General features: G+C 40.1%; 21 protein-coding genes. 9 read left to right on the top strand and 12 right to left on the bottom strand.

Going from position 1 to position 23333, the window contains the following annotated elements; all coding sequences use genetic code 11:
* Positions 1-24: 24 nt before the first annotated feature.
* The 4 genes from NOS7107_RS05495 (at position 25) to NOS7107_RS05480 (ending at position 3946) form a co-directional block, all read left to right on the top strand.
* Entirely contained in the window at positions 25-987 is a 963-nt protein-coding gene (locus NOS7107_RS05495; RefSeq protein WP_015111994.1) for a protochlorophyllide reductase, read from the top strand.
* Positions 988-1097: 110 nt separating this feature from the next.
* Positions 1098-1589 (top strand): gluconokinase, encoded by a 492-nt coding sequence (locus tag NOS7107_RS05490; protein ID WP_172641455.1) that lies wholly within the window; start codon positions 1098-1100, stop codon positions 1587-1589.
* A gap of 487 nt (positions 1590-2076) precedes the next feature.
* The gene (locus NOS7107_RS05485) at positions 2077-3369 is read left to right on the top strand and encodes a glycosyltransferase family 4 protein (protein WP_015111992.1); all 1293 of its coding nucleotides are present in this window, start codon (positions 2077-2079) and stop codon (positions 3367-3369) included.
* Between the two features lie 46 nt (positions 3370-3415).
* A complete protein-coding gene (locus NOS7107_RS05480; protein ID WP_015111991.1) occupies positions 3416-3946 on the top strand; it encodes an HMA2 domain-containing protein in 531 nt (176 codons plus the stop codon).
* Between the two features lie 127 nt (positions 3947-4073).
* Here NOS7107_RS05480 and NOS7107_RS05475 read toward each other — a convergent pair whose 3' ends face one another.
* Positions 4074-4370 (bottom strand): hypothetical protein, encoded by a 297-nt coding sequence (locus NOS7107_RS05475; RefSeq protein WP_015111990.1) that lies wholly within the window; start codon positions 4368-4370, stop codon positions 4074-4076.
* Positions 4371-4590: 220 nt separating this feature from the next.
* Positions 4591-4902, bottom strand: a complete 312-nt coding sequence (locus tag NOS7107_RS05470) for a hypothetical protein (RefSeq protein ID WP_015111989.1) — start codon at positions 4900-4902, stop codon at positions 4591-4593.
* Positions 4903-5193: 291 nt separating this feature from the next.
* On the opposite strand from NOS7107_RS05470, the gene NOS7107_RS05465 reads away from it, so the two are divergent.
* Positions 5194-5412, top strand: a complete 219-nt coding sequence (locus NOS7107_RS05465) for a hypothetical protein (protein ID WP_015111987.1) — start codon at positions 5194-5196, stop codon at positions 5410-5412.
* 325 nt (positions 5413-5737) lie between these two features.
* On the opposite strand, the gene NOS7107_RS05460 is transcribed toward NOS7107_RS05465, so the two are convergent.
* Positions 5738-6484 (bottom strand): DUF561 domain-containing protein, encoded by a 747-nt coding sequence (locus NOS7107_RS05460; protein WP_015111986.1) that lies wholly within the window; start codon positions 6482-6484, stop codon positions 5738-5740.
* A gap of 335 nt (positions 6485-6819) precedes the next feature.
* Here NOS7107_RS05460 and NOS7107_RS05455 point away from each other — a divergent pair, with 335 nt between their 5' ends.
* Entirely contained in the window at positions 6820-8220 is a 1401-nt protein-coding gene (locus tag NOS7107_RS05455) for an efflux RND transporter periplasmic adaptor subunit (protein ID WP_015111985.1), read from the top strand.
* A 68-nt stretch (positions 8221-8288) separates the two neighbouring features.
* A complete protein-coding gene (locus NOS7107_RS05450) occupies positions 8289-11477 on the top strand; it encodes an efflux RND transporter permease subunit (protein ID WP_015111984.1) in 3189 nt (1062 codons plus the stop codon).
* A gap of 118 nt (positions 11478-11595) precedes the next feature.
* Here the strand turns inward: NOS7107_RS05450 and NOS7107_RS05445 are convergent, their stop codons facing one another.
* Together NOS7107_RS05445 and NOS7107_RS05440 are read right to left on the bottom strand one after the other, a co-directional pair.
* Positions 11596-11955 (bottom strand): hypothetical protein, encoded by a 360-nt coding sequence (locus NOS7107_RS05445; protein WP_015111983.1) that lies wholly within the window; start codon positions 11953-11955, stop codon positions 11596-11598.
* A gap of 322 nt (positions 11956-12277) precedes the next feature.
* The gene (locus NOS7107_RS05440) at positions 12278-13222 is read right to left on the bottom strand and encodes a metal ABC transporter substrate-binding protein (RefSeq protein WP_253274552.1); all 945 of its coding nucleotides are present in this window, start codon (positions 13220-13222) and stop codon (positions 12278-12280) included.
* Positions 13223-13494: 272 nt separating this feature from the next.
* Here NOS7107_RS05440 and NOS7107_RS05435 point away from each other — a divergent pair, with 272 nt between their 5' ends.
* On the top strand, positions 13495-14241 hold the full coding sequence (locus tag NOS7107_RS05435) for a metal ABC transporter ATP-binding protein (RefSeq protein ID WP_044500534.1): 747 nt from the start codon (positions 13495-13497) through the stop codon (positions 14239-14241).
* A gap of 94 nt (positions 14242-14335) precedes the next feature.
* The gene (locus NOS7107_RS05430; protein ID WP_015111980.1) at positions 14336-15181 is read left to right on the top strand and encodes a metal ABC transporter permease; all 846 of its coding nucleotides are present in this window, start codon (positions 14336-14338) and stop codon (positions 15179-15181) included.
* A 157-nt stretch (positions 15182-15338) separates the two neighbouring features.
* Here the strand turns inward: NOS7107_RS05430 and NOS7107_RS05425 are convergent, their stop codons facing one another.
* The 7 genes from NOS7107_RS05425 to NOS7107_RS05395 all read right to left on the bottom strand — a co-directional run bounded on the left by NOS7107_RS05425 (position 15339) and on the right by NOS7107_RS05395 (position 23030).
* The gene (locus NOS7107_RS05425; RefSeq protein WP_015111979.1) at positions 15339-15866 is read right to left on the bottom strand and encodes a hypothetical protein; all 528 of its coding nucleotides are present in this window, start codon (positions 15864-15866) and stop codon (positions 15339-15341) included.
* A gap of 77 nt (positions 15867-15943) precedes the next feature.
* Positions 15944-17296, bottom strand: a complete 1353-nt coding sequence (locus tag NOS7107_RS05420) for a glycosyltransferase (RefSeq protein WP_015111978.1) — start codon at positions 17294-17296, stop codon at positions 15944-15946.
* 2 nt (positions 17297-17298) lie between these two features.
* Positions 17299-18345: a glycosyltransferase family 4 protein gene (locus NOS7107_RS05415; protein WP_015111977.1), complete on the bottom strand. Its 1047-nt coding sequence runs from the start codon at positions 18343-18345 to the stop codon at positions 17299-17301.
* Positions 18346-18427: 82 nt separating this feature from the next.
* Complete coding sequence (locus NOS7107_RS05410; RefSeq protein WP_015111976.1) at positions 18428-19726, bottom strand: glycosyltransferase family 1 protein; 1299 nt, start codon at positions 19724-19726, stop codon at positions 18428-18430.
* A gap of 74 nt (positions 19727-19800) precedes the next feature.
* Positions 19801-20541 carry an ABC transporter ATP-binding protein gene (locus NOS7107_RS05405; protein ID WP_015111975.1) on the bottom strand — a complete coding sequence of 247 codons (741 nt, stop codon included), beginning with the start codon at positions 20539-20541 and terminating at the stop codon, positions 19801-19803.
* Positions 20542-21348: an ABC transporter permease gene (locus NOS7107_RS05400; RefSeq protein WP_015111974.1), complete on the bottom strand. Its 807-nt coding sequence runs from the start codon at positions 21346-21348 to the stop codon at positions 20542-20544.
* A gap of 458 nt (positions 21349-21806) precedes the next feature.
* Positions 21807-23030, bottom strand: a complete 1224-nt coding sequence (locus tag NOS7107_RS05395; protein ID WP_015111973.1) for a PPC domain-containing protein — start codon at positions 23028-23030, stop codon at positions 21807-21809.
* Positions 23031-23333 lie beyond the last annotated feature (303 nt).

Here is a 23333-nt window from a genome sequence, read left to right as displayed (position 1 = left end):
GGCGATAACAGAGTCTGAATAGCAATGGCACAGGATCGTAAGTCAACGGTTGTAATCACAGGTGCGTCTTCTGGGGTAGGTTTGTACGCTGCAAAAGCATTTGCTCGCAGAGGATGGCACGTTATCATGGCCTGCCGAGATTTGATGAAGGCTGAAAAAGCTGCCCAAGAAGTGGGAATACCCAAGGACAGCTATACTCTTATGCACATTGATCTGGGTTCATTAGATAGCGTCCGCCAGTTTGTCAGCAATTTTAGAGCCAGTGGCAAATCCTTAGATGCTGTGGTGGGTAACGCGGCTATTTATATGCCATTAATCAAAGAACCGTTACGCACTCCCGAAGGCTACGAGTTAACCATGACCACCAATCACCTTGGTCATTTTTTGTTGTGTAAACTCTTGCTTGAGGATTTGAAAAAATCTCCGGCGGCGGATAAGCGAATGGTAATTTTGGGAACTGTCACTCACAACCCCGACGAACTGGGTGGTAAGATTCCGCCGCGTCCAGACTTGGGTGAATTGGAAGGCTTTGTCGCAGGCTTTAAAGCACCAATTTCCATGATTGATGGCAAGAAATTTGAACCTGTGAAAGCTTACAAAGATAGTAAAGTCTGCAACGTGCTAACCATGCGTGAACTGCATCGACGCTATCACGAATCAACCGGGATTACCTTCACTTCTCTTTATCCGGGATGTGTGGCTGAAACACCCCTATTTCGCAACCACTATCCTTTGTTCCAGAAGCTTTTCCCCTTGTTCCAGAAATACATCACCGGGGGATATGTATCTCAGGAATTAGCAGGAGAAAGAGTTGCAGCAGTAGTGATTGAGCCGGAATATAAGCAATCTGGTGCTTATTGGAGTTGGGGAAATCGTCAGAAAAAAGAGGGTAAATCCTTTGTGCAGAAAGTTTCTCCTCAAGCGCGGGATGATGCTAAAGCTGAACGCTTGTGGGATTTGAGCGAAAAGTTAGTCGGATTAGCGTAAAGAAAAAATTCACCCACTCAAATAGTCTTTTGAGATTGGGTATAAGGGTGTAGGGGTGTAGGTATTCAAAACCCTCATGCCCTACACCCTGTAGTATTATATAACTACAAATGATAATTCTGATTATGGGAGTAGCTGGCTCCGGTAAAACCACCATTGGTCAAGCACTTGCAGCAGCGATAAAGTGGGAATTTGACGATGCAGACACCTTTCATTCAGTTGCTGCTAAGGCAAAAATGAGCCGAGGGGAACCGCTGACGGATGCCGATCGCCAACCTTGGTTAGAATCATTACAAACAGCGATCGCCCAATGGTTACAAGCAGAAAAAAACGTCATCTTGGCTTGTTCAGCCCTCAAAGCTAGTTATCGTCAGATTCTTTGTGGTGATGATTCACGGGTAAAGTTAGTGTACCTCACAGGCCGTTATGAGTTGATTGAACAAAGATTGCGCGATCGCCACGGTCATTTTATGCCAGCCAATCTTTTACAAAGCCAGTTTGATACTTTAGAAGCGCCAACCACAGCCGCAGCAATTTATATTGATATCTCCCAAGATTTAGGTGCGATTGTACAGCAAATCAGAAATAGCCTGAACGTCTAATCATTAGCCATTATGAACTGCATCCACCAATAAGGGATAGAACAGGATGAGAGGCTAGACATGAGTATTTTACTCGCTCAGTCCAACGCACTACCTCCTAAATTTATTTATGGGGTCTTCTCCCTTGCACCCTGGCGCTTTTCCGCTTCAGTAACTAACTCAATGGTAAACTTAGGTTGCTCTTGAGTAATTTACCCTATCAATAATGAATCATCCTTTTCTCAAGCTTAATTACACCAGACAATAATTAAAATTTACATTTTTTTGTGTTCAATGTGTAGATAAGTCTGTATTAATTTCATCTGAGTTGATATAATCTCCATGCAAAATCAAGTCGAAGTGCAGATTGTACATACAACTTTTAATTTTCCAATCTAACTATTGAAAAAATTAACTAAATCATAACCTATTAATTTAACTCGCTAAACAGCTAAAAACTTATCTTAAAATTCCGCTTAATTGCAAAAACAAATTTGATCAATAACACATGCAGATTTTGATTTACTCCTATAACTACCATCCAGAACCAATTGGAATTGCACCCTTAATGACGGAACTAGCAGAAGGACTAGTCAAACAAGGTCATGAAGTGCGGGTAATTACAGGAATGCCCAACTATCCCCAACGAGAAATTTATCAAGGCTATCAGGGTAAGTGGTATGTGACAGAAAAAATTAATGGGGTAACTATTCAACGCAGTTATTTACGAATCAAGTCAAAACCCAATTTACTAGATAGATTACTATTGGAGTTAAGTTTTATCGTTACTAGTTTACCTCAAGCCTTGAGAGGTAAACGACCAGATGTAATTTTGCTGACGATACCACCGTTATTAGTGACATTGCCAGCGGCTTTATTAGGCAAAATATACAATTGCCCAGTAGTGTTAAATGTACAAGATATTCTACCAGAGGCAGCAGTGCGCCTTGGGTTAATGACTAATAAAAGGATGATTCGATTTTGTGAGTTATTAGAGAAATTTTCTTATCGGAATGCTCAAACCATCAGCGTAATTGCTGATGGTTTTTTAGAAAATTTAGTTAATAAAGGTATATCTGCTAAAAAAATTATTTGTATTCCAAACTGGGTAAATGTCAATTTCATTCATCCACTACCAAAAGAGCATAATCCCTGGAAGATAACCCATCAATTAGATGGAAAATTTGTGGTGATGTATTCTGGTAATATTGCCTTGACTCAAGGTTTAGAAACAGTCGTCGCAGCGGCAGCAAAGTTAAGTCATATTCCAGAAATTACCTTTGTGATTGCTGGAGAAGCGATCGCCCTGAGAAGATTACAACAAGATTGTTTATCTTGCGGCGCAGATAATGTATTACTCTTACCGTTACAGCCGCGCGACCAACTCCCGCAAATGTTAGCCGCTGCTGATGTTGGGTTAATTGTACAAAAACGCAATGTCATTTCCTTTAATATGCCTTCTAAAATTCCCCTGCTGTTGGCGAGTGGTCGCCCAATTGTGGGTTCAGTACCAGCAACAGGTACGGCGGCTAAAGCAATTCAAGAAAGTGGCGGAGGTGTAATTGTTGAACCAGAATCTCCCGATGCTCTAGCAGATGCCATCTTAGAGTTGTATCATCATCCACAGCGCCGAGAATATTTAGGTAAGCAAGGCCGACAGTTTGCAGTTGAGCATTATGCTTGCGAAGCAGCAATTGCAAAGTATGAAGAGTTATTTATGGATGCGATCGCCAAACGCACATCAAATGTAGATAATGTTCTAAAATTGAATTCCCCAGAATCAATTATTGATATTCAGTAAAGTCAAAAATTTGGCGACATATTAGGTTGGGTGTAGCGGAGGTTTTATGCCAGAATTACCTTTAGAGAATTTATCCACACCAATATATATTCAAATTGTCAGTCAAACTCCGGGGCGGCTACGGCTAAAAATTTCCCCTCAGCACCAAGAAAAAGCGGAAATTCAGCTAATTGCTAATTACCTCAAAGTCTTTTTTCCGCAGATTGATCAAGTTAAGGTGAATTCTCAAACAGGCAGTATTACAATATATACACCAGCCGAAAATAGCAATTTTGCAGAAATCATAGAGAAATTACAGGCTCAAGGGCTATTAATCATAGTCAATCCAGGCGAAAAATCTCAGCCTGCAAAGTTAACTCAAACGCTATTTAAATTTAATCAGCAAGTCACAAATATTACTAAAGAGAGCGTAGACTTGCGAGTAATTATCCCCTTTATTATAGTGGCGATCGTACTGAAAAGATTGCTTCCGCCCTTAGCTCGATGGAAAACAACCACTTTATATCTTCTGCTGTGGTATGGCTTAGAAGGCTTGGTCAAACTTAGCGACAAAGAGCAACCACCAACTGACGAATAGAAGTAAATCAATTTTAGATTGAAGATGCAAAATCTAAAATTCAATTACATGATGCTGTTAATTCTTAAAAATTAAGCCAAGGCAAAAAATACCTTGACTTTACTTTACTGAGTCTGAAGTTAGAGGCTTATGATTCTTCAGATTGAGACTCTTCAGAGATTTGCTCCGCGTCAGGTTCAGGCTCTGATGGCGCAAGAATGGGAGCTTTAACAGGTTTTGGCCCACGCGCTAGAGCAGGATTAACCTGCTGTTTAATTTCATCCTTAGCAGAGTCTTTTTTTCTTTTACCAGAGGAGCGATTGTCTCTAGAATTTGAGCGTTTAGGATGAGATTCAATAGAAGGCGCAGAATCAGAATTTTCTGAATTATTGTCAGTATTTCCTTGAGCCTGACGTTCCGATTTCTTAATTGGGCGTTCTACCATTGTTAATTGTTAAAAATTTACTTGTATAGTACATCGGTTTGATGATTATCAAACTGATGAGTAGGATTGTTCTGGGGATTTTGTTGTGGCTTAAAACCAAAGCAAGTATAAATACTTAAATATTTCTGCTTTTTGAAGACACTTTCCAATATTAGCGTATATGTGCAGGGTGTGTTAACCAAGTAACCCACCCTGCAAAACAGATATTGAAAATTAATTTTTATTTCTTTCCAACATCACGAGCCATGTTGAGGTAATAATCCTCTACTTTGGACGGAGAACGACGACGTGTAAATGTCGGCTTTTCCGAATTAGTCTTTTGCTCTGTTTTTATGGGTTCTTTATCTGCAACTCGCTGGATAGTTTGCGCCGCATCAGATTCCAAGTAATAACCAGAGCTAGTAAATCCGAAAATTTTAGCAAAAAAGCCAAAAATATAGCCGAAAAAACTCAAAAAGCCCTTGAAAACAACCGAAAAATAGCCTTCAAGGCGAATAAATAAGTTCCGAATGATTTGAATTAGACGATCCATAGCAGCACCCTCTATGATTGCCCACTACCATTGTGACTTAATTTCATCATTATGAGGTTTTTAGTAGCAGGACTTAGAGAGAAAGTAAAAGTGTGAGGATGTACAGAAAGGGTTTACAGCCTACTTTCATAGATAAGGTTACTAAAGGTTGATTGTCAATATATCCAGATGTATCTTTAGGCAGTTTAGTCAATGCCATGAAATATTTATTAATATAGTTATGTATCAGTGTCGGAAGTTCAAAAGCTCTCATTTGCAGATACTTGATTTTCCACCATCGGAGTAGAAGACATGAAAGACGAAAAAAAATCCGACTCTAAAGAGTTCGTAGGCAATCTCAAGAATGGGATTTGGCTATTTGGACTCTCATCTTGGGTATTTGGCATTACCGATCGCAGTATTGCTTCTTTTGCAGATGGGTATCTATCGGCTTTGGATTTAACGCAACTATTTACAGCCGCTACATTCTTTGTCGCGTGGCTATTTTTAAAGCCGACATCCAGAGTTTAAAACATTTTATTGATAAAACCAATTTAAAGATGGAGAGGTGAAGAATGTACAAGCAGCTATGATGCGCCTCACCTTAAACATCAGGATGCACAGGATACAGCTTGCCAGTAGTATTGGCAATACGCTGGATGAAAAAAAATGAACTGGTTTGAATATCAAACAACTAAAGATGTCATGTCTGCACTGTCGGAAATTAGCGGGTGATAACAAGATACCCAAGAGATTAGTGCGTTAGGATTAATGTCCATAACGCACCAAAAATCTCTGATGGTGCGTTAGCCTACGGCGTAACACGCCACTACAAAAGACCAACCTTTGAGACTAACTAGGCGATCGCGCGGTTGTTTGCAGTCGCTAAAGCTTCGACTAAACCACGTACAGCAGCAATCATGGCTATTTCGCTGTTGAGTTGGTTGATCGCAGAACCGACACCAACACCAGCTGCACCAGCCGCGATCGCTAAAGGTGCGGTAACGTTAGAAATGCCGGAAGCGCACAATACTGGTACAGATACAGCGCGAGAAATTTCATAAGCTGCGGCTAAGGTGGGAGCAGCTTTTTCAATTAATCCCAAAGTGCCAGAGTGAGCAGGTTGGCTGCTGGTTCCGCCTTCGGTTTGGATGATGTCAGCACCAGCTTTGACTAGTTCTTCTGCCAGGTGTACTTGTTGATCTAGTTCCAAAATATGAGGAACTGTCACAGATAAGGTGATTTCTGGTAACAGTGCGCGGGTTTGCTGAGTCAGCGCTAATACTTCTTCAGCCTCAAATCTGCGTCCTTGGGCGTAAAAAGAGTCAAAATTCCCAATTTCAATTAAATCTGCGCCAGCCGCCACAGCTTGCACAAATTTTTCTGGTTCAACTGCTGACACACAAATTGGTAAATTAATCAAGCTTTTGGCCATTGCCACTAATGCTGGATCAGCGGCGATATCAACAAAAGTCGCACCACCAATTTCAGCCGCTTTAATAATAGCAGCCACGCGATCGCACTCAAAGTTATGCAAACCACTAATAACTTTGAGAACGCTGCGGTTGGTAAATGCACGTTGTAGTGCAGAATTTATGGTCATAGTTTGTTTTTTGGAGCTACTAAGGTAGGAATATTTTTACACTACTGAGCGTTTGCGGCTAGGGGGTAGTAGGTTGTTAAGCCTTGAGTTTACACGTTTAGAGTGCAGGAGTGCAAGGGTGTAGAGGTGTAGGGGAGAGGGTTTGAGTAACAGTTTCAGAAAATCAAAAATCTATCTATAAATTCACTTTCCAAATGTCTGGAAAATTTCAGTACTTACCACTGGGCTATTACTTAAGATAAATTGTTAGCATTCTAATGTTTAGATAAACTAACATAGAGTTTATCTAACAAACTAAACATTTTTGCGGAAAACACCAGCCACTGTGTGTGAATATGAGCCGTTTAGCTTCTGTCTTGATTAAAAATCCTGTGTGGCAACTTTTGCCCAAGAGTTTGAGCGATCGCCACTGGCTGCCCACAAGGCAGTTATGGTTACTAATATTAAGTTTGGCTTATTTGTGTTCGGCTTGTGGTCGAGCTTCCGAAGCTCAATCAACAGGAAAAGATGTGGGTAAAAAACGACCTGTTCCTGTTATGGTGGCTACTGCTACTCAAAAAACAATCCCAATTTTCATCAAGGCTACAGGTACAGTAGAAGCATATTCAACTGTTTCTGTCAAGTCACAGATTGGGGGACAGTTAACGAGAGTGTATTTCCGCCAAGGACAGAACATCAAAAAAGGGGATTTGCTGTTTCGGATCGATTCTCGTCCCCAGCAAGCAGCACTGATGCAAGCAATGGCGGCGAAAGCCAAAGACGAAGCATTAGTCAAGCAGTCCGAGGCTAATGTTAACAAAGCGATCGCCCAAGTTAACCAAGCCAAAGCCACAGTCCTCAAAGATGTAGCCCAGGCAAATAATGCCAATGTCCAGGCACAACGCTATGCAGGGTTACTGCAACAAGGTGCAATTAGTAAAGAGCAGTCTGAACAATACCAAACAAGTGCAGTTGCTCAAACAGCAACAGTCAAAGCAGACCAAGATGCAGTGGCTAACGCCCAAGCAGCCGTAGTCGCCGCCCAAGCAGATGTAAAAAATGTTCAAGCCGCAGTAGTCGCAGACGAAGCCGCTATTGATAATGCTAAAGTCCAGCTTTCTTATAGTTCTATTTATTCGCCAATTACTGGGCGCACGGGCAGCCTCAAGTTAAATCAAGGTAATTTAGTTACTGCTAATTCCACAGATCCTCTAATTACCATCAGCCAGATTCACCCGATTTACGTTAACTTCTCGATTCCGCAGCGAATGTTGCCAGACTTGAAAAAGTACACCAGCAACCACAAATTAGAAGTTGATGTCATCCCCCCCAAAGATTCAGGTAATCCTGTACATGGTTATTTAACTTTTGTTGACAGTGGCGTAAATACTCAAACTGGCACAATTCAACTCAAAGGCACATTTAGTAATAACGACGAGCGATTGTTACCAGGGCAATTTGTGAATGTTGTTCTCAAATTATCCGAGATACCCAATGCTGTAACTGTACCAACCAAAGCCATTCAAGCTGGACAACAACAGCAATTTGTGTATGTAGTTAAACCAGATAACACAGTAGATATGCGTCCTGTAGTTGTGGGAGATGCTGTCAATAATGAAACTGCGATCGCCCAAGGCATCAAACCAGGTGAACAAGTAGTCATCGATGGACAATTCAACCTTGTACCAGGGGCAGAAGTGCAAGTTAAGCAGGGATTGACAGGAGGCAGAGGGCAGGAGGCAGGAGGCAGGAGGTAAAAATTCCTCTTACTGACATTCATAACTTTCTATCCAAATGCTCTTGGCTATAAGAAATAGGAAAATCTATGAATATTTCCGAGTTATTTATTCGTCGCCCAATCATGACGACTTTGGTAATGGTTGGCGTGTTGATTTTCGGGCTGATGAGTTACCGAATGTTGCCTGTGAGTGACTTGCCGAATGTGGATTTTCCCACAATTCAGGTGAGTGCTAACTTGCCTGGGGCGAATCCAGAAACAATGGCGGCATCGGTGGCGACACCTTTAGAAGCGCAATTTTCGAGTATTGCTGGTTTGAGTTCCATGAACTCGACTAGTTCTTTGGGTAGTAGTCAGGTAACACTGCAATTTGATTTAAGTCGAGATATTGACGGGGCTGCCCAAGATGTGCAAGCTGCGATCGCTAAAGCAACTCGGCAATTACCTGCGGATATGCCCAGCCCCCCATCCTATCGCAAGGTAAACCCCGCAGATCAGCCCATCCTCTACATCTCCCTGAATTCTGCTGTTCTGCCCCTGTCCACTGTAGACAAGTATGCAGAAACCCAACTGGCACAACGTTTATCAATGGTCAATGGTGTGGCACAGGTGCAAGTCTACGGTTCGCAAAAGTACGCCGTGAGAGTTTTGCTTGACCCGGAATCTCTCAGTGCTAAAGGTATAGGTGTAGATGAAGTTGCGGACGCTATTAGTAAAGGAAATGCCAACATCCCTACGGGGACACTTTATGGGCAAGAACAAAATTTTACCATTCAAGCCAACGGACAACTTAATGATGCGGCTGCCTATCGTTCTTTAATTGTCAGTTATCAAGGCGGTGCGCCAGTCCAACTCGGAGAAGTTGCCCAAGTCTTGGATAGTGTAGAAAATGACAAGGTTGCAAGTTGGTATTTTAGCAAGACCCAAAAGCCGAAGCAAAAATCTCATTCTGGTGTGCGGGCAATTGTTCTAGCCATTCAAAAGCAACCAGGAACCAATACCGTTGAAGTCGTCGAGGCGATTAAAAAACTGCTGCCGAAATTCCACGAACAAATCCCCGCAGCCGTGAATATGGAGATTCTCTACGATCGCTCTCAAGCCATTCGTGAATCGGTCGATGATGTCCAGTTTACGCTACTGCTGACTATTGGTTTGGTTGTGTTGGTAATTTTCCTCTTTCTTCGCAACCTCCGGGCGACAATTATACCGAGTTTGGCAGTACCACTATCTTTAGTTGCCACCCTTGGCGTGATGCTACTGCTGGGCTTCTCCCTGGATAACTTGTCCTTGATGGCGTTAACTCTCTCCGTCGGTTTCGTGGTGGATGATGCGGTAGTCATGCTAGAAAATATCGTCCGTCACATGGAGATGGGTGAAAGTCGGTTAGAGGCTGCGTTAAATGGTTCACGGGAAATTGGCTTTACAATTTTGTCCATGACCATTTCTTTAGTCGCCGTATTTATTCCCGTGCTGTTTATGGGCGGAATTTTAGGGCGATTATTCCGCGAGTTTGCTGTAACTATCAGCGTGGCAATTTTGGTATCGGGAATAATTTCTCTGAGTTTGACACCAATGCTGTGTTCTCGATTCTTGCTTCCACCCCATCACCAGCAAGCAGACAAAGGAGAACCAGTGAAAAAAGGTTTCAAAGGCAGAATTCAAAGATTTAACCGGGGACTTTATAATACTTCCGAAAAATTTTTCGATGTGATTTTGGGTGGGTATGAGTGGAGTTTAAAGCGATCGCTTAAATATCACCGTACAACAATGTTTATCTCTGGGGCTATTGTTGTGGCTACGGTTTATTTATTTATGGTTGTGCCGAAAGGCTTTATTCCCACTGCGGATGTCGGACAAATCACCGCCTCCACCCAAGCCGCCGAAGATATCTCCTTTGCTGAAATGGTAAAACATCAACAGGCTGTAGCGGCGATCGCAGATCGTGACCCCAACATCGCAGCGATTAACTCCAGTGTTGGTGCAGGTGGCGCAAATTCTTCTAGTAATACCGGACGCTTATTTATCAGTCTCAAACCCCGCGAAGAACGCAAACTGAGTGCTGATGAAATTGTCCAAGAACTGCGCCCCAAGCTATCACGCATCCCTGGGATGAAGGTTTTCTTGCAAAACCCACCAGCGATTAATATTGGTGGACAACAAAGCAAAGCTCAATATCAATTCACCTTACAAAGTCCGAATATTCAAGATTTATATCAATATGCGCCAACATTAGAAGAAAAACTCCGAGGGCTACCTGATTTACAAGATGTCAACAGTGATTTGCAAATCAAAAACCCCCAAGTGCAAGTTGACATCAACCGTGATCAAGCGGCATCTATGGGGCTAACTGCCGAACAAATCGAAACTGCCCTGAGTAATGCCTACGGTACACGGCAAGTTTCCACAATTTACGCCTCCGATAGCCAATATCAAGTGATTATGGGAGTCGAACCCAAATATCAGGGAGACCCCAGCGCCTTAGAATTGCTGTCAATTCACTCCCCCAATGGACAACTAGTACCATTAAATGCCGTCGCCAGTATCTCCAAAGGTGTGGGGCCGTTGACTATTAACCACTCAGGACAGTTAGCTTCGGTAACTATTTCCTTTAACCTCAAACCCGGAGTATCACTGGGTAGCGTCACAGATAAAATTGAACACATTGCCCGTCAAACATTACCCGCCAGTATTACTACAGGTTTCCAAGGTTCTGCACAGGCGTTTCAGTCTTCCTTACAAGGGTTAGGATTATTGCTACTAGTGGCGATTTTAGTAATTTATATTGTGTTGGGAATTCTATATGAGAACTTTATCCACCCTTTGACAATTCTTTCGAGTTTGCCTTCCGCTGGATTTGGGGCGTTGTTAAGCTTATTATTATTCCAAGTTGACTTGAATATTTACGCCTTTGTCGGCATTATTTTGCTGATTGGGATTGTGAAGAAAAACGGCATTATGATGGTGGACTTCGCCATTGAAGCCCGGCAAAGCGGTAAAACTCCCTACGGTGCCATCTATGAAGCTTGTGTCGTCAGGTTTCGCCCAATCATGATGACTACAATGGCAGCTTTGATGGGAACTTTACCCATCGCCCTTGGGTTGGGTGCAGGCGGAGATACACGCCGTCCCCTGGGTTTAGCCGTGGTTGGAGGATTGCTGTTTTCCCAATTTCTCACCCTGTATTTAACACCTGTGTTCTATACATATATGGAATCTTGGCAAAGCTTGATGAAAAAACGCCAATGGCGCAAACAGCCAGATTCTCATGCTGTATAAAACTATAGTAGTCCTCAATCATTTGTAAACAACAAGATCCCCGACTTCTCAAAAAAGCCGGGGATCTGAGCCTATCAATTCTTAGCCTCTATCTAGTTAACATTAACAGAGTCAACTATTACCACCAAATCCGATTACCATTTTCGTCAACTCTGGCTTGACGAATTACATCAGAAATTTCTTCCGCATCTTTCACATGATGCAGTGCTTTTTTCTCACCGTTGGGTTCTTCCACAACAAAGTATGTCGGAACTGTAATATGATCGCCTGTGATATCTGGTGAATCCACAGCAACCTGTTTTGCTTTCTCTTCAACAGATTCAGGTTTATCTGAGATTCTGTCCCCAGGATTTGCTGTTAAGTTTCTTTCTTTAGCTGTTGGTTCTTCGCGGGAATGCCAATCTTTGCTTACAGGCTGTTCAATCTCTGCTTGACTATTTGCAGGTTGATTATTTTGATTTTCTAGTTCTTTAGTCATGGCTATTTCACAAATTAAAAGTATGTATTCACTAACCCAATTTATAAAATTAAAGCCATGATGCTGTCTTTCTTCCGAGAGAGTTTCTGATGAAATTTAGGACTTACGCAAGAACTCTCTCAAGCTCTCATTCCTCCGTGTCCTCTGCGTCTCTGTGGTTCGATTTTTCGTAGTCTGTGCGTAAGTCCTGAAATTAAAGGGAGTAGGCAGTAGGGAGTAGTAAATATAGCAGTTATCGACTCAATTAGGTACAGTAAAAAAATAATTAACCGCAGATGAACGCGGATGAATTTGTATTCTACCCAAGTGAAAATCGCTATATTTATTTTTGAGGTTTAGTTTCTATCTTTTTAATTAGTTGAAATGGTGTATATCTACCTCCCAAAGCTTCAACAATGGCGCGTGTATTTGCCTCCATCATTTTGATGTATGTTTCACCATCACTGCCTTTTGCACCAATTGAATCAGAGTAGAGTTGATGCGGTGCTAGTTTTACGCCAGCTTCTTGAGCTACAGTTTTAATTAAGGTGGGATTAATGGTAGTTTCGGCAAAAATTGCGGGTACGCCTGTTTGTTTTACCGATTCTACCAATCTTTGTACAGTTTGGGCGCTTGGTTGTTCTTCGGTGCTGATACCAATTAAAGTTCCGGCGATCGCAATTTTGTATGCACGTCCATAATATTGAAAGGCATCATGGGTGGTAATTAGTCGGCGTTTATCTGGCGGAATAGTTTGAATCTGTTGATTTATCCATGTATGCAGTTGTTTTAATTCAGCCGTTAATTCTGCTGCATTTTGGGTAAATTTTGCTTTATCGGCTGGCGATAACTCTATCAACGCATCTCGAATCACGTTAACCATTGCGGCTGCATTTTCCGCACTTCCCCAAACATGGGGATCTGGTACGATTTCACCTTTACCTTTATCTAATTCTAAAGGTTTGACTATTTCCCCCACAGCAACTTTCCGACCTTTTCCCGCCGCATTCATTAACTTAATTAGCCCTGGTTCTAAGTTGTAACCGTTATACAAAATTAAGTCTGCTTTTTCCAAAAACCGACTATCTGCGGGAACTGGTTCATAAACATGGGGATCAGCACCCGGTTGGAGGATTCCCTTGAGTTGAATTTCCTCACCGCCAACTTCTTGGGTTAAGTCTGCAATGATGGTGCTAGTGGCCACAACCGACGGTTTATCACTACTTTTGGCAGTTGTGGAGTTGGTGTTGTTTTGACTACAACTAAATAAAGCCAATGGCAAAAGCATTCCCAGACACAGCCGAGAAACTAAGCTAAAACTAACTTTTTTCTGTCTGGGGATTATTCGATTATCAGAGATCCAGGTGTTCTCTATCTCAAGTATTAGATTCATTTATCTACAATATTATTGCTTATTATAGATTTTTTCATATTTCTCTCATTTTTGTAGTAAGCTCAAGTAATAAATATGAAAATACCCTTATGGAAAACGTTTCTTTTTACGCCAACTTGGGACATACCCAAAAGATTGGTGAAAGTTCTGCATCGTATATCAAAGCTATGGATATAAATTCCCCCGATGCAATTTCTATCGCCCATTTGGGGGTACACTACCGGACTCAAGAAGCCTTGAGGGATATTAACTGTGTAATTAAATCGGGGAGACTGACAGGGATTTTTGGCCCGAATGGTGCTGGTAAAAGTACCCTGATGAAAGCAATGTTGGGCTTGGTTCCTGTTAGTAGTGGGATGGTAATGTACCAAAACCAACCCTTAATGCAGCAAAGGTCAAAAGTTGCGTATGTACCCCAACGCAGCCAAATTGATTGGACTTATCCCGCCACCGTTTGGGATGTCGTGATGATGGGACGGGTGAAAAAAACAGGCTGGTTGCGAAGTTTTTCAGGAGTTAGCCGCCAAATCGCCAACAGCGCCCTAGAAAGAGTGGGGATGAGTGATTTCCGCGATCGCCCTATAGGACAATTATCAGGGGGACAACAACAACGAGTCTTTTTAGCCCGCGCCTTGACACAACAAGCAGACATATTCTGTTTTGACGAACCATTGGTAGGAATTGATCAAAAAACCCAAGCCGTAGTTTTTGAAGTCTTCCAAGAACTCGCCGCCGAAAATAAAATCGTCCTAGTCGTCAACCACGACTTAGGCGAATCCATCACCCATTTTGATGACTTGATTTTACTCAACCGCGAATTAATCGCCACAGGTTCCCGACAACAAGTCCTCACCGAACAAAACCTCCATCTAGCTTACGGCGGTAAAGTTATGTACTTCTCCGACGCTGCCTAAACTCTCTTTCTCCGTGTCCTCTGCGCCCACTGAAGTTTGCTCAACGGGGGGAACCCCCGCACGCAACTTCTCTCTGCGGTTCGTTTAAATCTTTATGCTAGAAGCACTAATCGAGCCGTTACAATACGGCTTCATGCAGCGATCGCTCATCATTGCAATTTTAGTTGGTTTGTTGTGTGCAGTTGTCGGTAGTTACTTAATGGTGCAACGACTCGCACTGCTAGGCGATGCTATCAGTCATTCTGTTTTACCAGGATTAGCGATCGCCTTTATGATCGGCGCAAATATCTTTGTTGGCGCATTTATCGCCGGGGTTTTGAGTACAATGGCGATCTCCTGGATTAGAACGCGATCGCCAATCAAAGAAGACGCAGCAATGGGGATAGTTTTTTCTGCCTTCTTCGCCCTTGGGATTACCTTAATTACGGTTGTTCAAAAAGATAATAAAATCGACTTAAATCACTTTCTTTTCGGCAATATTCTCGGCGTTACCGTTGACGAAGTGCGAGATACAGCCATTATCGCCATGATTGTTTTAGTAGTAGTTATTTTAATCTACAAAGAGCTTTTATTTTACACCTTTGACCCTTTAGGCGCTCAAGCCGCAGGTTTACCAGTCAATCGGTTAAACTTTGGTTTGATGTTGCTGATTGCTTTAACAATTGTCGCCAGTATGAAAGCTGTCGGTGTAATTTTAGTCCTATCGCTGTTAATTACCCCTGGTGCGACAGCTTATTTATTAGTCAAACGCTTACACGAAGTGATGATTGTCGGCGCTGTGATTGGTGTATTTTCCAGTATCAGCGGGATGTATCTCAGCTACTTTTATAATTTGCCTTCCGGCCCGGCGATTGTTTTGGTAGTATCAGGGTTATTTGTTTTGGCTTTATTATTTAGTCCGAAACATGGGGTTTTAATACCAAGTGGGAATCAGAAGTAAGTTTTTTTAACGCAGAGGTACGCAAAGGTTCACGCAAAGAAGCGCAGAGTATTTTTTTAGTTAGTTTTTCTATCGGCAAGATGATCTTTGAGAGACATAAAACAAAAAGCTCTGTTTCATCTGGCGATCGCATATTTTATTACTATTCTTTAGATGTTCACAAATCAAATAGGATTGCAAAAACATTAAAATTGTCCTGAAAGATACTAAGTACTCTGAATAATTCCTCTGCTTGGCAATTACCTATGAGCAATATATTCTCTTTATTATACTTTTGGTATCTGTATTCAAATTTTAAGGATTTGGCAGTTTTTTCTAAAAAATCTTGTGAGTGGAAGAAAGCGCATATTTTTTGTTTAATAGCTACCTCAACACAAGGCTGAATAACAAATTGATTCTCTGGGTTTCGACTTAGAAATATATTGTACAAAAAGGTAATAAAAAAATCGCAGGCAATTTCTGAGTCTTCTTCAATTAAAGTAGTTGATTTAATATAATCTTGAACATTTTTGATAAAAGTTGATAAGTATTGATGATTAGCAAACACTTCCTCTGAAATATAGCGGATACCTTGAAAACTATAAATCTGCAAATCATCAAGTCCTTTTTGGATATTAATATTATCAATATCTTTGAGAAAAATAGCTAGATATTTGGCGATTTTTACATTTTTTTCAGAAAACATATAATAAACAAACTTTTGCTTACACCAGAAACTGTACTTCTTCAAATTGCTGAATACCAAGAAAATCAAAGTAAAATTTAAGAAGTAATAAAGCGGATTGCCTGGTTAATTCCATTAGCATTTGAATACAGCCAAAGATTTTCTGAGATTTCTGGAAACTCTTGACTAACTCTTTTAGCAAAATAGTCTTTCACGAGCGGGTTAGAAGATAATTGATAGGACGCAGTCATGGTGGAGATAATTTGCACAAGTTGTTTTGCATAAGTTGATGGTAAATGCTGCTTTTCTAGTAATGCTTTTCCTCTCAGTCCCATTTCCACAAAAGCATCAGGATGAGCATGAAAGTTTTGTAAATGAGCTTGAATATCTTGAATTTCACACTCTAGACGCACTTTAGCGACTGTATCGGATGGTAAATGGTGATACCAACTTATATCTGTGACTAGGCTAGGCAAAGCGTGATACCAAATCCATAGCTGAGATAAGGATGCTTCGCCCATAGATGGATAGCGGAGGTTAATTGCTAAATGAGCTTGGCTTAATGCTTCATGCAAAACTTGATCTGGTACAAATCCATGAACACTAACGTGATTCTGTAATCCTGATGTACAAATTTGTTTTTGTAAATATTTTTTGTCCCAAACAGTCCCGTAAATATCCCAATGGAAATCTTGTTTTTGCGGTAGAGTTTGTAATGCTTTTAAAATCTGATCTATACGTCGATTCAAACCCAGATGCCCAAAAGTGATTAATTTATATGGAGGTTCAAGAGTGCGAGGGGCAACAGATCTAAGTACAGATGTGAAATTATAACAAAGTGGCAAATAATGAACAGGTATTTGTAACTTTTGCTGAAGATTTTGCTCTACTTCTGGATTATGGACGACAACACCTAGAGATCCTGCAAGTGCTAATTCTGTCAGAGGAAAATTTTCAGCCATCCACTCAATAGAGATTTGTCTATCCCAAAATCTTTCAGCCAGTTTTTTTCCTGTCTCACCATAGTAATAAGACATTAATTGTAAATAAGCTTTTTGATCGTGCCATTTGTCTCTGTATATTTCACCAAATAAATGATGAAGTCTTGCATCATGAAGCACTACCAAACCAGGAAATTGTTGACTAAGTTGCCAAATATTTGTATGAAAACTTCCATTATTGCCAACGTGGTAAATATTTAAGTCAGCTTCATGCAATTCCGGACAAGAGAAGCAAGAACAATCATAAGTTCTGACAATCGCATAATGGGTAATTTCTAGATCGTAAACTTGTTGTTCTGTCCAAATTGTTACTTCTAGAAACTGACTAAGCTCTTTCATCAGTCTGACTGTGTAATCTGCTATGCCTGTAGGTGCTGGCGGTATAGGAGAGAACCAGTTAATTTTTAAATTGTATGAATCATTTTTTTTTGTACGTAGTTGTGTTTGCATCTTTATTTCAATAACTTCTCTACAACAGTTACCCAATCAATATTCAAGCTTTTATATTTTTCACGAGCCTGTTGACCCATTTGAGCTGCTTGATGAGTATTAACCCAGAGTTTATCCATTGCATCGGCCAGTGCTTGTGGAGTTGGTTCTACTACCCAACCAGTTTCTCCTGAATGCACGAACTCTACAGGTTCTCCTGAATCTGTACAGGTAATGACAGGTTTTGCAGATAGCATTGCTTCTAGAGTGACGTAACCATAATCTTCATCTACTGGAGGATAAACAACCCCTCTAGACTGGGCGTAATACTGAATTTTTTCCGACTCACTAATTCTGCCAAGAAATATGGCGCGATCGCTAACTTGCAATTTCTCAGCTAAAATTTTTAAGGTTTTTATATAGTCATCAACATCAGCGGCTCCAGCAAACAAGACTTTAACAGGTTGTTTTGTCCACAACAAAGCTTGAATAATTAGCTCTTGACGCTTAATTTGCGTAATTCGACTTGGAAAAAAAATGTACTCTCTAGGAATATCGCAATAAAATTGATCGGCATTTCGTGGAGGATGGTATAAATATTGGCAATCTAAGTGATTAAACACACTTAACCTACAAGAAACATTACGAGAAATTGTATAAATTTGTCGGCTCTCTAAAAATGCGTTTTGATCAGCACGATAAATTGCGGCTCTAATCTGTAAATTGTCAGAGACTTGCTGTAAATGGCTTAAAGGTGTATCCCACAGATCGTAAGCTGCTCGATATTGATGAATTAGCCAAATAACTTTATTTGGATGAGGAATTAAATAAGCAGGAAAATTAAGAGCTATTAAGCGATCAATGTCTTGTTTTCCAGGACGAGTCACTTCTAGCAATCGACAAGCCAGAATATTGTCTAGAAGCTTCTCCGGTGAATAATTGGTAAATGGAATAGTAATGGTATCGACTAAATGACCAGCCACTTGAAGGGCATTTACTAATTCTTCAGCCAGGATTTCAGCCCCGCCAAAAACAAATGGAATACAAGTTCTAGCAACTACAACTCTCATTTGACAACATTATAAATATTCGAGATTGCTATTGATGAATTTTGTGTTGATTACCGCTATTTTATTTAATTTAGATAGATTTCTATTCAACTAACAAATTTTCTAGAATTTTACTCAGCCTTTGTTTATATTTACCGAAGCTAAATTCACTAGCTCTAATATATCCTTTCATACTAAGCTCCTGTCGTAGTGGTTGGTTTCTGACTATTTTTAAAATTCCCTGAGCAATATTTAAAGTACTCTGAGGATCTTCTATATACAATGCAGCATCAGCACAAACTTCTGCTAGTGAACCTGCTTTTGATGTTAAAACTGGGCATCCTACCTGCATTGCTTCTAAAGGTGGTAATCCAAACCCTTCATAAAGTGAGGGAAACATAAAAGCCAAAGCATTTCTTAATAAAATAAATTTTTCCACATCAGATATATAACCTAAATACCTAATTTTATTTTCACAGTTTAGCGAATTTAGTAATGGGACAATTTCTGGATTACCTACATCTTTTTCTCCGATAATTATCAAAGGTACGCCGACTTGTTCTTGAATTCCTAAGTAAGCTTCAATCAGCCGAAAAATATTTTTACGTTTTTCTAAAGAACTGACAAATAACAAGTAGTTTTGGCGTTGGATATGATATTTTTTTAAAACCAGAGATTCATCGACTTGTTTAAGAGCTAACAAAGGCAAATCAGCTAGTGGTTCATAAACTGTGATGATCTTCTGTTCATATTCTGGAAAAATCGCTAACAAATCTTGACGCGAGGTTTCAGAAACGCTAAGAATCAGATCTGAGTGACGCAACATATTCTGCACTCGGCGATAAAAGATAAATGTATTATCGGGGTGATCATTACGCGTCATCGGCATAATATCATGAAGCGTTTGTACAAGTTTAGTTTGGCGTGGAACACGAATATTAGCAGGAGATGTACAAAATACTATATTAAATTTGTGACTAATATTGAGTTTATAGGCGTTACCCGAAAGTCTTGGTTGAACATTTTGTGCTAATTGGTAAATTAATTTTTGATTTAAAAATCCCTTCAAGTTATGCAAAAATTTCAGGCGATCGCTAGTTTCTGTAGTTCGCTCACGTTCTATTTTTACTAAATGCGAAAAACCAAGCTGACCTTTAAGCCAATGCGCCATTAGCCTAGATATATCAGGATGATTAGATGGATTTTCTAAATGCTTTTCAATAATGATCTGTTGCGCTAAAGGATAACTTTTTGTACATTTTGCTCCTGTAATTAAGTAGTTTTTATATCCAAGATTGTCAGCACATTTTAAAAGCATTTTTGTATAAATCGCAATACCTCGATGCACTACTTGTTCTAAGTCTGAAGAAAAAAAAGCAATTTTATCTGGATATTTATTCATTTATTTACTTGGCTTTATAAGCAATTAGTTAAAAGTGTTATGAATGCTCAATTTGAGAGAGTAATCTTGATAGTTTAAGAATTATTTGTAGTTGTCAGGTATGCTTCAACTACGCGGTTGGTATCTCCTGTTAACTTCACTTTTCCCTTATCCAACCAAATCACCCATTCACACGACTGTCTAATAAAATCCAAATCATGAGAAACTAATAAAACTGTGGTATCCGCAGCCCAAAACTTTTCAATTCGCTGCTTGGACTTATTCTTAAAACTTTCATCCCCAACAGATAGCACTTCATCAAGAATCAAAATATCTGGTTGCACATCGGTGGCGATCGCAAAACCTAACCGTGCTACCATACCGGATGACAATACTTTGACTGGGACTAAGGAATAGTCTTGCAACTCTGCAAACTCTAAAATTGCTGCTGCCCTATTCATCATTTCTTGTCGTGAGAATCCTAACATTACTCCATAAAAGATAATGTTAGCCATCACAGAAATTTCAGGATCGAACCCTGCGCCTAACTCAATTAATGGCGCAATGTTCCCTTTCACTCGCACAACTCCCTGCTGTGGCTGCAAAATTCCACAGATTAGCTTCAAAAGTGTAGATTTTCCTGCTCCATTCGCCCCAATAATTCCTACTTTTTCTCCTGATTTAACCACCAAATCAATTTGATCTAGCACCAACTTCTTAGCCGGGTAACGATACTTTCCTTCTAAAAATGACAAGATAGTTTTCTTTAAGTCATAAGAAAGTTCTTCTTGTGTCCGTCGCCACAGAGAAACTTGATTCAGACGAATGACTTCCATTTACAGCAAATCCATGAATGAAGTTCGCAAGCAACGAAAACAAGTTATTCCTAGAGCCAAAAAAATAACTCCACTCAAAAGAGAGTGTACAATTAGGTGAACTTCTGGAACTGCTCCTGATAAAGAAATTTGACGGATACTTTCAATTACTGGAAACAAAGGATTTAGTACCAGCAATGTCTTTACTGTTGCTGGTACAATGACTACTGGATAAAATATAGGACTACTCAACCAAAGTATAAAAATAACCAATTCATAGAAGTAAGGCAAATCTCTAAAAAATACAAATAAAGCACTTACTAGCAAGCTAATTCCAATAGATACCAGAACCATCGCCAGTAATGGTAAAAATAATACCAATACATTGACTAAACTTTTGGAATTAATTAATGTCATTAATGCCAGCAATGGGAATACTCCGACTGCAAACTGAAAGACATTGGCTACCACCATTGATACGGGAAAAACACTGGTTGGCAAATTAATTTTGTTCAACAATGTTCCATTATTCACTACACTCAATAAGGCTTGACCTGTCGATGCTGAGAAAAAATTAATCACTACCAGTCCGGTGAATACTGCCAGCACATAGTTGATAATAGAATTGCCATAATAAGAGGCGAACGCGGTGCCAAAAATTGCTGTATACGCTCCTGTCATTAGTAATGGATTGAGCAGCGACCAATATACTCCTAAAAACGATCCTCGGTAACGCACATTTAAATTTCTTACTACCAATACTTGTAGCAATTCCCAGTAATGCTGCACTTGCGATCTTTGCAAACTTGCTTTTAATTGCCAGAACATCTTGAAGCACCCACACCAAAAATAAAGCAGAGAAATAAACAGCGCCAGCAATTAGAATGTATAATACTTTACCTACACGAGAGATTTTTAATGAAGCAAATTTGCTAGTTAGTCTCAAGTTTTACAAGAACAACGAGCGCATAGTAGAAAATTATGTTTTAAAACTGTCTATAAATCAATACATTTGAATATGTAGATATATTTCTCAATAGAATTTTTGACAATATTTTGACAATATATTGATATTGCCTGATTATTTTGCTTCAGGACTTACGCACACACAGGCTACGGAAAATCGAACCACAAAGACGCAGAGGTCACGGAGAAATGAGAGTTTGAGAGGTATTTTGCGTAAGTTCTATGCTTGTCAAGATATATACATTCGCCAAAACTTGTAGAAGCGTAGGTTCCCTTTCCCGCAAGGTACTACAGTTCGCTTGATTAATTTGTACCCGATTTTAAAACAAAGTTAATCGGTAATTACCGCGTTGGGTTGGATTACTAGAGGTCACAACTATATAATAAATACCATCTTCGGATAATCTCGCTCGGTCAATAAGGGCGCTATATTTACCATCGCGATCGCTATTAGCAGCAATTCTCTGTCCTTGAGAATTAAGTAAAACTATATAAGGTGAGAACTCTTCATTCACACTATCTACACGAATACTCACCAGTTGATTTTTTGTGCCTTGAAATTGTGTCACATTATAGGGTGTACCATTTTGTTTGAAGACTAAGTTTTGCTGACTCAGTTCTCCAGATTCATCTAAAATATAGCTGGCTCTATCGTCTCGGATAGCAAGACTATAACGGCCTGTATCACCTGGGTTTTGACTAGTGACTGCTATTGTATATGTACCCGCTACAGGTAATCGCGCAAAGATAAAAGCATCTCTATCTGTTTCTCCACCGCCTCGTTTGAGGATGACGTTATTATTGGGGTCGAGGAGAAACATATAAGGACGTAAACTTAAATTGTTAGAACGTCTTTGATCTGCACTACCCAATAGCCGAATTTGAATCAGTTGATTTTCTCTACCCTCAAATTGGTAGAAATGATATGGTCTACCTTGAGCTTGAAAATCTTTTTTATCCAAAATCCCGAAAGCAATATCGACAAAGTTGATTTTTTTATAAGCAGGTGTTCTAGAGGATGCAGCAGCTACACCTCTCGGTTTTTGGTTTCTGGTTCTACCTGAATTATTTGGTGTTTGTCTTTGTCCTGGAGTTGTAGATGTAGAACGATTTTGTGATGGTTGCGGTGTGGGATTAGTTTGTCTGGGAGTTGATGGTTGCGGAGTTGGATTAGTTTGTCTAGGAGTAGAGTTAGCAGGCGATGGTTGCGGAGTTGGGTTAGTTTCTCCTTGGGGAGATGGTGCTGGTTGGGGATTTGGGTTGGTGTCTTCAGGTGGGACACGCGGTGGTAAAGGTGAATCAATAGATTTATTTGGTTTTGGACTTACTGGCGGTTCCGCAGCGGGAATTTGCTCAATACCTTGTTGTACTGCTTCTGGTTGGCGTTCATCTGGGGTTTTCGCAAGTTGAAATTGTCTAGTGAGTGAGGGTATTTCTAAAGCGCTGATTGGTAGGATATGGCTGGCGATCGCTAAACTACTAATAGCAGCAAGTAAATTCAATTTCATCCGCAAGGGAGATTGCTGATTATATTTTACTGCCATAGTTCACTCCTCTTGATAATTCTCTGTGATTTTTTCTACCTGTAGATAGATATTTTCATTGAATGAATAATAATGCTAAAAAATAACTAAGATTTTTTGCCACAATTATTACTCAGCACTGCTTTTGTTATGTATGGAGAACATATAATTGAGACATTACAAATGATAAACGCTACTTAAAATAATACCAATAATCAATAAAATTACGGTATTATTAATTCATAATTACTAATATAAGTGTATATTAATAACTCAGCTACTAGGAAAATTCTAGCAGCTTCATAGCAAAATTATACGTCATCA

Origin of the sequence: Nostoc sp. PCC 7107, assembly GCF_000316625.1 — a bacterium.
In the GTDB taxonomy this organism is placed as follows: Bacteria; Cyanobacteriota; Cyanobacteriia; order Cyanobacteriales; family Nostocaceae; genus Nostoc_B.
Note: the sequence above shows the minus strand (reverse complement) of the source record. Positions and strands in the feature narration are given on the sequence as shown.